The organism is Parasutterella secunda (assembly GCF_016901835.1).
Classification (GTDB): Bacteria; Pseudomonadota; Gammaproteobacteria; order Burkholderiales; family Burkholderiaceae_F; genus Aphodousia; species Aphodousia faecavium.
The window spans coordinates 1-12,059 of the sequence record NZ_JACJKX010000025.1; the positions used below are offsets into that span (position 1 = coordinate 1).

The 12,059-nt window shown below is 41.5% G+C and carries 11 protein-coding genes and 1 pseudogene; 5 read left to right on the plus strand and 7 right to left on the minus strand.

What is annotated here, in order from left to right; genetic code table 11:
• From H5985_RS08930 to H5985_RS08940, 3 genes and pseudogenes are all read left to right on the plus strand, one after another.
• Positions 1 to 244 (plus strand): annotated as a pseudogene (locus H5985_RS08930) (hypothetical protein); the annotation flags it as partial.
• Between the two features lie 327 nt (positions 245 to 571).
• Entirely contained in the window at positions 572 to 3,937 is a 3,366-nt protein-coding gene (locus H5985_RS08935) for a coiled-coil domain-containing protein (RefSeq protein WP_205050966.1), read from the plus strand.
• An 11-nt stretch (positions 3,938 to 3,948) separates the two neighbouring features.
• Positions 3,949 to 5,781 carry a DUF2357 domain-containing protein gene (locus tag H5985_RS08940; protein ID WP_205050967.1) on the plus strand — a complete coding sequence of 611 codons (1,833 nt, stop codon included), beginning with the start codon at positions 3,949 to 3,951 and terminating at the stop codon, positions 5,779 to 5,781.
• Between the two features lie 80 nt (positions 5,782 to 5,861).
• Here H5985_RS08940 and H5985_RS09565 read toward each other — a convergent pair whose 3' ends face one another.
• The 5 genes from H5985_RS09565 to H5985_RS08960 all read right to left on the minus strand — a co-directional run bounded on the left by H5985_RS09565 (position 5,862) and on the right by H5985_RS08960 (position 8,959).
• Positions 5,862 to 5,990 (minus strand): hypothetical protein, encoded by a 129-nt coding sequence (locus tag H5985_RS09565; RefSeq protein ID WP_275096739.1) that lies wholly within the window; start codon positions 5,988 to 5,990, stop codon positions 5,862 to 5,864.
• A 22-nt stretch (positions 5,991 to 6,012) separates the two neighbouring features.
• On the minus strand, positions 6,013 to 6,189 hold the full coding sequence (locus H5985_RS08945) for a hypothetical protein (RefSeq protein WP_205050968.1): 177 nt from the start codon (positions 6,187 to 6,189) through the stop codon (positions 6,013 to 6,015).
• Positions 6,190 to 6,273: 84 nt separating this feature from the next.
• Positions 6,274 to 6,948, minus strand: coding sequence for a DarT1-associated NADAR antitoxin family protein (locus H5985_RS08950; protein ID WP_205050969.1), 675 nt, complete (start codon positions 6,946 to 6,948; stop codon positions 6,274 to 6,276).
• Positions 6,941 to 8,557, minus strand: a complete 1,617-nt coding sequence (locus H5985_RS08955) for a DarT ssDNA thymidine ADP-ribosyltransferase family protein (protein ID WP_205050970.1) — start codon at positions 8,555 to 8,557, stop codon at positions 6,941 to 6,943. Before H5985_RS08955 ends, H5985_RS08950 begins: the two co-directional genes overlap by 8 nt.
• 135 nt (positions 8,558 to 8,692) lie before the next feature.
• A complete protein-coding gene (locus tag H5985_RS08960; protein ID WP_205050971.1) occupies positions 8,693 to 8,959 on the minus strand; it encodes a hypothetical protein in 267 nt (88 codons plus the stop codon).
• Between the two features lie 241 nt (positions 8,960 to 9,200).
• Here H5985_RS08960 and H5985_RS08965 point away from each other — a divergent pair, with 241 nt between their 5' ends.
• Positions 9,201 to 9,398 carry a transposase gene (locus H5985_RS08965; RefSeq protein WP_205050972.1) on the plus strand — a complete coding sequence of 66 codons (198 nt, stop codon included), beginning with the start codon at positions 9,201 to 9,203 and terminating at the stop codon, positions 9,396 to 9,398.
• A 395-nt stretch (positions 9,399 to 9,793) separates the two neighbouring features.
• Here H5985_RS08965 and H5985_RS08970 read toward each other — a convergent pair whose 3' ends face one another.
• Positions 9,794 to 10,195 (minus strand): transposase, encoded by a 402-nt coding sequence (locus H5985_RS08970; protein WP_205050973.1) that lies wholly within the window; start codon positions 10,193 to 10,195, stop codon positions 9,794 to 9,796.
• A gap of 14 nt (positions 10,196 to 10,209) precedes the next feature.
• A complete protein-coding gene (locus tag H5985_RS08975) occupies positions 10,210 to 11,067 on the minus strand; it encodes an IS110 family transposase (protein ID WP_205050974.1) in 858 nt (285 codons plus the stop codon).
• Here H5985_RS08975 and H5985_RS08980 point away from each other — a divergent pair.
• A complete protein-coding gene (locus tag H5985_RS08980; RefSeq protein WP_205050975.1) occupies positions 11,057 to 11,902 on the plus strand; it encodes an IS3 family transposase in 846 nt (281 codons plus the stop codon). The genes H5985_RS08975 and H5985_RS08980 overlap by 11 nt on opposite strands.
• The last annotated feature ends 157 nt before the right edge of the window (positions 11,903 to 12,059 follow it).

Genomic DNA, 12,059 nt, shown 5'->3' on the forward strand with positions numbered 1-12,059 from the left:
TATCGGAACCTCTGAAAATGCCGTGATGACTCAGATCTGGACAGCAGCCGTGGCTACGCTGTTAATTGAGATATTACGGCGCATTGCACGGTATCGCTGGAGTTTTTCCAGGTTACTGAAATTTGTGAGATTAAATCTTTTGACGTACAAAAAATTGGATGTGTGGATTAATCGGTCGGATTTTCGAATTCAGAAGCAATCTCCACCCAAAACACAGAGGCAAATGGAGCTTAATTTCGATTGAAAATGATCATGAGGGCCCACTTTTAAAGGGCTCTTTGGGAAAGCTCATGTTTATTGAGAAGAGGCTTTCCCAACTAGCCTATGCACATTTTTAATTCGGACAGCAGTGAATTTTTATAGTTTGTTTGTGCTCACCTCTTTTACAACTCAAACATGACCCTTTTTAGTTTGCGAAATACTCTGCCCCTGAGTTTGAATTAAGATATGTCCATTACAACTGATCAAATAATCTAGTGCGGGCCAAAGGCTAGCGCCAATTTAATTTTTATACATAGGAGGCGGCACTTTCTCCCTTGTTTAACACAGGGGATTTTCACGCCGAGTGTTAATGATGAAAGCAATAGCAGTAGAAAAATTTAGTACGCCAAATGATTATGTTTATTTCTTTATTAAGCGTGTCACTCTAATACAAAATATCCTTGATTCACTTTCAAAAGAAGATGTTGTCCACATAAACAAGACCGTCCATAAATTAACTAGGAGACCTATTTTTGGTCAGGTTAAACTAGGTTCTCGAAGTCACCCGGATACATTTGATTGGAGAACAGATAAGGATTTTGTAACTCGTTTACTGTTCTGTACTACTACCTTTAACATGGTAATGGTCAATGTGTTAAGCGAAATTCGAGGCAGTAAATTTAATCCCAATAATGTTGATAACTTTGAGATCATTATTAAAAATGCTTATAAAGCACCGGAAGCTGTCATATACAACGTAGCCGTTTTACCCTCCTTCGTCGAGTATAAGGAAACGTCATTTCCTAATTTTCTTGAAAACTATCTTTCTATCATTCAAAAAATTGATCAGGTTCTAAAAGAACATCATGTTGATCTCCCTATAACGGCACTGACATTAGAACAAATGCAAGGCGAAGGGCTTCAATTCTTGCAGAGTTTCAAAGATCATTCGGCATTCCCAGAAGATCTAAAAAAGCCTCTCGAGGATCTACAAAAACAATTGCAAGAAAAGTCTCCAACCAATCAAGCCGATCCATCCTATAAAAATGAGGATGTTGAAGAGTTTGACGTTACTAAAGAAGATTTCGAAGAACCGATTGAAGAGAACACCATGACAATTAAAAATACTACAAAATACCTTGGCTTTATTCGTCTGCAAAAGAATTTCTTTAATTTCTACCCTGTAGCAGAAATCAGTCACGGCCAAATTAACCGCTTATTGAATACCGTTGACGATTTCCCTAAGTACGGAGCCTTCTCTTTAGTGAGAGATTACTTCAAAGACAACGCCACCCGAAATTTGATCGACAATTATTTTTACTGTGTAGACCTAGAACCCGGCGATTTGCAAGAATATACCAATCTCGATGGCACAGTTCGAGAAGACTATAAGTATCGCCTAGTGGATTTCCACGAACTAGTGCGTAGCCAACGCATCAAAACCATTGATGCGGAGCAGTCCTACTTAATTGTCTATCCCAATTCAAACAAACCCAATTTACAGAGCTCAATTTACGTTAGCTTCAACCGTGATGGTGACACAGATCCTATCGCTTCGTACCCTCGCATTCCTGTTGTTTTAGCTTTGAACGGACAATACTTAGGACCGACTCCATTGCTTCAAGACGGCAACGGTCAAGTCTATGTTAATTTCAGATCCGGAACCAACGATGGCGTGGTTAATTGCTTCAAAGGGAATCGTATTAATGATGCGATTTACTCTTATTCCATTTACGCTCATGAAGAAAGCGAGTATTGCGCTCGAGACATTCTAGACACAACTCACCCTCAAGTCTCTAAGGCCTTTTACGACCTCTTAGACGATGCAACGTTGCTACAACGCATGGCTGAGCAGACCAAGTTAGTCGATAAGAAAAACCTGTCGCAATTTAGAGAATTTATCGCCAAGAGCACGCTTAATGTGAATTTATTGGGACCCAACGAGCAAATCCAAGAAGAGCGCAAAGAGCGTCTTGCTCGCTATCTTACTAATCTTCAATTAAACGAAGAAAATATCGAGACATTTGCCACCGTTGTCACCAACTGCATGGCCATGGCAAAAAACGATAAGAGCGGGTTCTTTGATGAATTGGTCAAACGTATTGTACGCATCCCAGATGCTCTGGATCATATTAAAGAATACAAGTTGATTCATGACCAAATCGAAGTACTTCAGCAACAACGTGAACACGAAGAAAAAGAACTCGAGAAGGTCAGGGCGAGTTTCGAAAAATTCAACAACGATAAAGACAAACTGCAAAAGCAAAAGCTCGAAGGCGAGTTAGCTAAAATCAAAGAAGAAATTGAGAAACAGCAAGTTAAACTCAAAGAGATTCTTCAGGCCATGGACCAGATCAACACTCTGGATGCCGTAAAAAAAGAGGTTGAACGTCTTAATACACACCGACACAGTCTTGAGCGTAGTAACTCAATTCTTGAAGAAGATGCCGAGAGACTTGACAGCTATTTAATGAATGCTGTTAACAACCGCAAGGTAAAGGAACTTGCCTTTAATCCTGCCTTAGCTCACAAGTTCAATGAAGCAGCAGCTCAATGGCTCAAAGCTGATGAAGCCAATAAACTTAAAGAAAAGATAATCGCCGTTAATTCATTAGAAGGCTATAAATTTAATGAGAAGGAAGATATCCAAGGTACGCGATTAGTCTCTTATCTGTACAGTCAAACCAAGCGTTTTCGGGCCTATGACCGTAACACCATTTTGAACCTCTATATTTGTTTGGCTCAAAACCTTTTGACCGTTTTCTCAGGTCGTCCCGGTTGCGGAAAAACTTCTATTTGTCACATCATGGCACACGTCCTTGGCACACTGACCTTTGAAACGAAGACTGGCGTTGAACATGTCAACCGCTTCCTTCCTGTTGCTGTTGAACGTGGCTGGACAAGTAAACGCGACTTTTTAGGCTACTTCAATCCACTCACCAAGCATTTTGAGAGCCCCGATCCTCGTCGATACCTAGCTGTGCAAATGCTTGATGCTGAAAACAAGGCGGGACGTAACAAGTTTCCCTATGTCGTTTTGCTTGACGAGTCAAACTTAAGCCCCATGGAATACTATTGGGCAGATTTCATGAACATGGGCCAAGATGTCGGCAGCATGAACACACTCTCCTTGGGCGACGGCTCTCTCTACGAGATCCCGTCTACTTTACGCTTCTTAGCCACAATCAATAATGACCAGACCACAGAAAACCTGTCTCCACGTTTGATCGACCGCGCTTGGGTAATCACTCTTCCCGATACTTCTTGGGAATCCTTCACACAAAACACGGAAATCCCCCAAGTGGACGATGAAAACTTGCAAATCGTTGATTGGAAATCGCTTCAGGATGTATTCTCCTTTAACGCATGCTCCAAAGAAATTGAAAAATACGAAGAGAAAATTACCGGGATCCTCGCCAGTGTCTATAAGTGCATGAGCCAATTGGGCCTTAACCCCTCGCCTCGCACTCAAAAGTCGATTCTCGCTTATGTCGCGGCCGGCACAAAATGGTTCGAAAAAGAAGCGGATCAAGCCTTTACCTTTAATACCGCAATCGACTATGCCGTTTCTCAGAAACTGCTTCCCTCTATTAGCTTAGTGGGTCAAAAGTACGCTGACCGTTTAGTTGAACTCCACAATATTCTTGAAGCAAACGACTTAACACGTAGTGCGAAGATGTTGCAAAACATAATTGACCGTGGGAATGAATCCATGAATTTATACAGCTTCTTCTAAATGAGGGCGTTATGAAAGTCGTTATTAAGGCAAGGAGACTACCGGCTATTGAGGCCGGGCTTCACGATAAGCCCTTCCAGCTGGCCTTTGATTTTCAGTCCTTGGACATCCCTTTTGTTGCGACTGATGACGAATACCTTTTTGAAATCAGCGGCACTGAATTCGAGTTGGCGAGGTTGAGCCAAGCCTCCTTCTCACTCGATATTAACGGTGATGAACTGGGCCTTGCCATCCAACGTCACGATAGCCGGCTCTTCCTGGAGCCTTATTACTTAGATGAGAGAGCTGACCGCTACGGCCGAGTTCTTCCGTTCTTTCAAACCTTCGGATTTGTTCAACTCAAAATCACTGCAACCGGTCCGAATATTGACCAAACATATTATTCCGACTACCTTCAGGTCGCGCTTCGGGAGTCTGAGGCCGCACAAGACTTAAAAGCCATGTCGGAGTACGTTCTTGAAAAAAGCGAATGGTTTGCTGGTGCAGAAGGGTATCATGGCCAGCATCTTTTGCAAAGAGGTGAATTGGAAGAGGTGCGGGCTCGGTTACACTATTTCGAAAAAGCCATCCAAACCTATGAAAGTCAGTTTGTCTTTTTTAGCTCCCACGCTAAAACACGTACGAAAGATATTTATAAACGCGATGGCTTTGAAAAGCTTCGTCAGTTCGATGCAAGGACATTGACCTACGTTCTCAGCCACCCTGAGGAGTTAATGGAAGTTCGCTCTAATTCCGGCATCGCCTTGGGTGGTCATTTCTACGCCCCTAGGCACACACTTGTAGCACACAGAACGATTACCAAAGACACCCCGGAAAACAGAGCCATCATGGCATTTTTAAAAACGTTGGAAAATTCGTCGATTCAATTCAAGAAAGAATTAGACTCCGCAGCCAGAACTTACGGATTTTCTAATAATCTCCCGGATGGTTATATCAGTAGTACCGATGCCATCTTTGACAATCTGCGCGCGGATTGGATTGAGGTTTTAAAGGAACTACAACAGTTCGCTCAACGACTAGAGAAAATCCAGAGAGCCTACGAGCATATTTTATTGCCGGTTAATGAACCAATTCTTAACCTTCCGGAGGCTACATCGACCTTCAAAACCGAGCCACACTATCGGCTATTGTACGAATTGATGGCCGAAGGTTTTAATATGAAACCGCTGGTTTTAAAACATGACCAAGGCTTGTTGTTAATGCTGGTCAACAGTCAACTCTACGAATACTTTACTCTGGCAAAACTTTATGAAGGAATGCTACAGGACGGCTTCTCCCTGAAACAGGCTTACCACTTTAAGTATCCCTTGGCTGACTCGATTCAGTATTACTCTAACGCCGAATTTGCTAACACGTTCGTCTTTGCACGCGGGGAAACAACCTATACCTTGTACTACCAACCTATTATTTACGGAAGGAACGGTGGTCATGAAAATGGCATCCATCTAAAACGCATCACACGTATGAGCTTAAAGAGCCAGAACAGCAAAACAGGAGTGTATGTTCCCGATATCGTCATCAAGATTGAAAGTGAGGGTCAGGAATCATATATCATCGGTGATTCTAAGTACTCTGCTTTATGCACTGTTAGAGAACGATACGCAAAAGAATTGGCATTCCGTTATTTATTGACTATTCGGCCTACAGTAAAAAATGCGACGATCCGAGGCTTGTACATTTATTACGGCAAACGTTACGAAGGTAGCGAGGAAGAGATCAATGCCTGGGATCTTTTGAGTGAGGATGATCGTTCAGAACCGATGTTTGTCTTACAAGGTTTGTTTCCAAAAAAAAATTTAAAAATTGGGGATTACCTTCCTAGTTACTTAAATGAAGTTTTTTAAGTGGAAGGTACAACAACGTTTGTGCAAATTGAATCCTTAACGCACAAGGGCCAAGCCCTTGCGGAACTTGGCCCCACCTGTTACGGTTTCGTGCGGATCATCACCCAAATGATGAAGCTCGCGAGCATCAGGTCGACCCTGATATCACCCGTGACACTCACATTAATATGTGCGATAATCAACGAGCACGAGGAGAAAACGTGTGTCATGACGTCACCTCATGTCAAAAGACTAAGCCCGGTGTTGGTAGCACTGGGCTTTGTCATATTCACACCCCTTGCGGGGACCCTTTCGGCTTTCGCCGAAATTCTTTTCGCGCGAAAAATATTGAAGAATTCGGCGGAAAGTTTCAGGGTTGAGGCGACGATAAGCAACGTCTCGCCAATCGGCTCGATGGCATTTTAACATGCCCATCCTTGAGATTTTCAAAAAGAAAAGATCTTAGAAAATAGGGATTTCTTAGTTAAATTAAAACACTTCTGTCGTTGAACCCTAGGAAAATGGCAAAGGTTCCTGGTTATTGACGCTTTGTTTTGAATAAAGAGTTGAAAAAAGTGATTGAGAACTAACCTTATCCAATTGATTAAGCCTATTCAGAGTAACGAATATTGCTACACTGCGAGCTTGGCAATTAATCGATTTATTGGGATTAAACTCAATGTCGGTGAAAGTATCGTAATGGACAACTTGCTCACATAACTCTGGGTGAGTCATCAAGGCATTGATATACACATAATCATAAAAAAGACTATAAGGAATCAAAGGCCAAGATTCTCCACGAAATTGGAACTCTTTAAGTTCACCGGATTCCTTCAATCGAACGTCGCGTTTAGCTTGTAGTGGTTTTCCTTTTATGAGATCTTTGTATGGCCCCCCCTTTTGGAAGACTTTACAACCTTGAAAGATGCATTCCACCGGATAATGGTGATCCCCTATCTTCCATGTCAAATTAAAAGCGCTCAACTGCCGACCCAACTCAAGTTCCGATTTCGTTGAAATTTCCAATATTTTTGCTTCAGGTGAAATTTTTGAAATCGCTTCATGCAAGGCGAGAACATTTTTTCTTTTCTGTGACGGAGCAAATCCCGGCAAGTACACAAATTCCGCTTCTTTCTCCAGAATTATGCTTTTTTCGTTTCCAACAACAAAATAAGGACGCTTAGCCATAGTTATTAAGATTTTTAATAAATTTTAAGGGAACAACTTCGGGAATCAAGATTTCTGCCTGATGTTGCTTAAAATCAGGATCTTCTCTTTTGACATAAGACCTTTGAGTCGCGGAATATTTTATCGTCTTCAGTCCCTTGAGAGCATTTTGTATTTGTGCACCACTATCGGCTGCATTAATATCACTGACCAAAACACCCTCTTCAAAAAGAATTGCTGGATCAATCTCCAACAACACCGTGTCACTTTGTAGACGTTTTTGGACGTGATATCTCATCGGATGATCTTTACAAAATGATAGCCGAACGTAGTTTTCTAAATGTTTTCTCTTATCTAAAGCCTTCGAGTCATTATTACCTCCACCATGATAGAAAATCCCATGATTTTCAAGGTATTTCCATGAAAACAAACCGCCTGACTTTACGATGGAGTCTAAGTTTTCTCTTGCGGTAAAATGATAGAGTGCTTTTATTTGGTTCTGTTCTATAAACTCTTTTATTAGCTTAAAACTCGGCTGTTCTATACGTTGACTCAAACTCTCAGATGACTGGGAAACATTTTCTTTGTTTTTTATTCTCTTAAGTGATATCAATTCAGCTTTTTCTACAAGTTCTATCCACTCTACTTCTTTCCTGATCCTTAGATTTAAACTCTCAACATCAACATAACTTCCTATTTCTAAAAGCAAACACAAATATTTAAAACTCCATTTCTCTAACTTGGGGACATTATCTATTATTCTTTTTATGAACCACTCATCTACTACTTGTAGTTTTTTGGTCAAACCAGCCGCTTTATAGTGGCATAAGATATCCTTAGAATCTAAGCTATTTTTTCCTGATGTAACATAACGCAATAGTCTTACCTGAATATCATATTTAATAGCGGCCTCTTCTCCTTTGCCCATCTCATCAGCATAACGCAAGAAGGTTCCAAAATAATCGTTCTTATCCTCAGAAAATAACTTGGCAAGACGAAGGTCTTTTTTAAAATATGACTGACAAATTTCACTGGGGTACTTTTTTCTAAAGTCATACTCCTGTCTTCTCCGACCAAAGTCATAAATGGCCCGGCGGTAACACTCTAAGTTTTCTGGAGATAGATCAAAGGGCCATGGTTGGTAACTGGTTAGAAAATTAATTGCACACTCATCCTTTCCATCAGGTTCATAAATTTCTTTGGATCGTTTTGAACGTTCTACAAGTTCTTGCCGCAATTCTGGACCTAATACCTTTGGTATTTTGGTAGGAAGTTTTAACTTACATGCCCTTTCATAACATCCCAATAAGCGCAAAAAACTGTTTTCTAATATAAATGGATAGCCGAAACGTTCATACAAAGAGTTCTCTATTTCAAGCGCCTTCTTCGCTAAAGCTATTTGATTATTTAATTCTTCAAGACCATCAATAGTTTTTTCAAAACCTTTCGATATTGTTGCCGGAGTGTCAATGGCACCCTCAACAAAGTACTTCAAATTTTGTTTTACACTTTTTCCTATTGTTTGATTCTCAGATTTTTCTGTCTGTGATGTTGTTTCGTTGTCACCAGATTTTGATTTACCCAAATACCAAATGAAATAGATAGCCCCAAAGAATAGAAGATACTCCATACTACTGCCTCCAAAGGGGAAACCACCTGCATCAAGAAATTACTTTAAAGCACTAAAGATATCTTAGTTATGACTAATATCAGCACCTGTCTACTTTGACAGACTTCGCCAGAGGCAACATATGGCTTTTCCACTTTAAAACTCGTCATTAAATGCCCGCTCAATCATCTCTTCCACATTAGTAATGAATCGTTTGATTTCACTGACCGGGTAACCGCAGAGTCCTGAAATCACTTCTACAGCAAAACCTTCACGGTATAGACGATAACTGCGAATCATCGGATCATTGAGCATGCGAGCAGTCGCCGCTCCTTTGGCAATCCGACAGATGAGTTTCCCCGTCCGAAATTCCTCGTGCCAACTTTTGGCCCGATCATAACTGACCCCCGTTATTCGAGCCACATCAGCCGTTCCCCGCCCAGCCTCGAACAGCCGGTATGCCGCTTTCAACTGACTACGATACCGTGCCCATTGAACTCGAAATTGAACAGAGTCCCGGTTGACTGACCTCATGATTAAAGGAGAACGATGGGTCTATTCACTCTTGTGATCATGATCACAAAAAGAGGGTTTGAAATAAGGTCGTAGTTTCGGAATTTTGATTCTCACTTTTTTAAAATACTTGACAGAAATGAGGATCAAAATGCACAAACGCTTTTCTGAAGAATTTAAAAAATCAGCCATCATCCGTGTCCAAAACGGAGAATCTCAACTGAGCGTTGCCAATAGTCTTGGGATCAGTTACAAAACACACAATCGTTGGATCATTCAAGCCAAAGGGCAAATGCCTTCAGAGAATGTTCCTTATCTGAAGAAAATGCTCGGTGACGCAAGGCTCTGAAAGAACGAGAAGCAGAAATTGCTTTTCTAAAAAAAGCATCTCTGGAACCCGACTCTTTGTCAAGGGGTGGACAACAATATTTCCCGATTACTCCATTTTTAAATGGAGTAGCCAAGCCAACTTTAGCTATGAATAGCTTTTAATCCTGAGCATCTTATCAAAATCAATTAGATCATGTGAGGGGCCTTATCTATCAATCTCTCCGAGCTGTTGTAAGCGCAATATTCTGTACTATTTGCTCACCATGAACTTCAAGAAAGAATGCTGGTGTCTAAAAAGCGGCAATGTTTGTTTAGAAAACAACTTTTTTTACCAGACTGTTCAGCATTGCCTTCGGCTTCTCATGTTTTATTGACTTCGATTGACTCCTCAGGTTAATTTTCTTTAACGATTGTTTATGTCTTCGGCAACGAACATTTGGCGACTCCGGCCTTTCTGTAGTCAAATGCCTCATTCTTGGACAAAATGGCCCAAACAATTCGCAGCAGTTTGGCCGCTAAGGCTACTACAAGTTTCCCATGATTGAGGGTTTGACGTTTTCGCTGTATCCAACGCCGGAGCTGACAATCTCGAAACTTACCTTTACCATCGAGCATCAACAACGAACTGGCCGCTTGGACAAGATAAGTACGAACCAGCTTATCACCTCGTTTAGTAATTTTGCCCATTTTCAGACTATGTCCGGTAGTGATATTCCTCGGTACTAAACCAAAATACGCCGGCAACGTCCGAGGACTAGGAAATCGTGCAATATCTCCTATTGCAACCTTTAGACCGGCGCTACTTATGGGGCCCAAGCCCGGTATCTTTCTTATTTTCTGACAAAATTCATCCCCCTGAGTGAATGCCTCAATTTTTTCGTTAGTTCGCGAGCTTTCTTTTGAAGATCCTTATACGTTTTCACCATTTCTTTAAAAATACCCTTCACATCCTCCGGCAAGTCTGCATCCTCAATCAAGGCAATCAAACGCATTTCGCTGGATAAACTTTTTGCTAAACGAAGCCCCCAATATTGCGCCACCCCTTTCAGTGAGGTTAAGGTTTTACGGTACTCATCGATGTAATGTTCCCTGACAGTCAACAACGTTTGTAATTGCATTTCATCCCTATTTTTTGCTCGAACAAATTTCAAACGCTTCTGTTGTCCCAAGAAGGCTAAGGCCTCCGCATCGTTGAGATCATTCTTTTGACCGGAAAAATAAGTATCGATGTAATTTTGAACGGCTTTGCCGGGAATAATTCGGCATTGGTGACCATAGAGTTCAAGTTGGTTGGTTAAATAATGTGACTCACAACACGGTTCCATGGCAAAAGTCGTTGGATCGGTGTCTCTGGAGAATTCAACTAATTGCTCGTAGCTAAGACGATCTATGCGAATGATCTCTCCCTCTAAGGTGATTCCGACAAAACTGAGATCATTTTTTGCCAAATCCAGTCCGATTATTTCCCACGATAATTTGGCATTTAATGCTTTCGATTGTATCCTTGAATTTGACATGGTGTCCTCCGTTTGGTTTGCACTTTTATTTTCCTCTTTATCGGGAAAAAGAGGAGGGTTCCATGTCATTAGCAGCGGCGTACTTCGCAAAGATGCCGTAACGAGGTACACCTTCCTTGAACACTGCATTCGTTGTGCAGAAGTTGCTCGGCATGCTGCTTTGCCAGTCACCCGTGCTTGTCATTTGTTGGGCGTCAGCGTCAGCGGTTTTTATGCCTGGAGAAATAGTGATAAAGAGCATCGGTTTGGAGTGGTTCATACCGACGCTTTTATTCTTGAAACGCTCAAAGCAGAAATTAAAACCGTGACAAAAAGCTATGTCCCCGGCGTACTTGTTTGCTATCGATTGCTTAGGCAAAAGGGCATCAGTATTGATATAAAACGCCTACGTCGATTGATGAGAGCGGAGGGATTATTCCATCGTTTTCATCGAAAGTATGTTTGTACCACTGACAGTGAACACGATTTGCCCAAAGCGCCCAATTTGCTGGATAGGCGCTTTGATGAGTTTGGAATTAATCAAGCTTGGTGCGGTGATATTACTTATATTCCAACGGCTGAAGGTTGGCTGTATTTAGCCAGTGTGATTGATCTGGGCACGCGCAGATTGGTTGGCTATTGCTTTGATAAGCGCATGACCAAACAACTGGTTATCAATGCTTTAAAAAAGGCTTATGAGAATGAACAACCCGATGCAGGTTGTATTTTTCATAGCGATCAAGGCTCTCAATACTATAGCCAAGCTTTTCAAGAAACACTGCAAGAATACCAATTACGAAGCTCAATGAGTCGACGTGCTCAATGTTGGGATAACGCTCCTGCAGAAGCTTTTTGGGCCACTTTAAAACGAGAAACATTGCCTTTAAACGGATGCTTTAATTCACGTGAGGAGGCCAAAAGACATGTACAGGACTGGCTTTACTACTATAATGGACGTCGGCCTCATTCAAAATTGGGGATGAAATCGCCCAATGAGTACTACGTTCAGCTTCTGAACTCGATTTAATGAGGTTTCTATAGAGATTCAAAATTCCTGTTCTGCAACCCTATTCCACCGTTTACGAGTCCTTGGCCGACGGGAGCATCTTGTGTTTGGGCAAACGAAAGGGATACATAACCGAAATTAAAAACCGTCACCCTAAAAAACCGGGGGTCGTTTTCTA

Coding starts and splice junctions, on each gene's coding strand:
- H5985_RS08955 (WP_205050970.1), bottom strand. CDS start 8,557: ATGGAGTATCTTCTATTCTTTGGGGCTATCTATTTCATTTGGTATTTG.
- H5985_RS08965 (WP_205050972.1), top strand. CDS start 9,201: ATGCACAAACGCTTTTCTGAAGAATTTAAAAAATCAGCCATCATCCGT.
- H5985_RS09565 (WP_275096739.1), bottom strand. CDS start 5,990: ATGACACACGTTTTCTCCTCGTGCTCGTTGATTATCGCACATATTAAT.
- H5985_RS08950 (WP_205050969.1), bottom strand. CDS start 6,948: ATGGCTAAGCGTCCTTATTTTGTTGTTGGAAACGAAAAAAGCATAATT.
- H5985_RS08935 (WP_205050966.1), top strand. CDS start 572: ATGATGAAAGCAATAGCAGTAGAAAAATTTAGTACGCCAAATGATTAT.
- H5985_RS08940 (WP_205050967.1), top strand. CDS start 3,949: ATGAAAGTCGTTATTAAGGCAAGGAGACTACCGGCTATTGAGGCCGGG.
- H5985_RS08945 (WP_205050968.1), bottom strand. CDS start 6,189: ATGTTAAAATGCCATCGAGCCGATTGGCGAGACGTTGCTTATCGTCGC.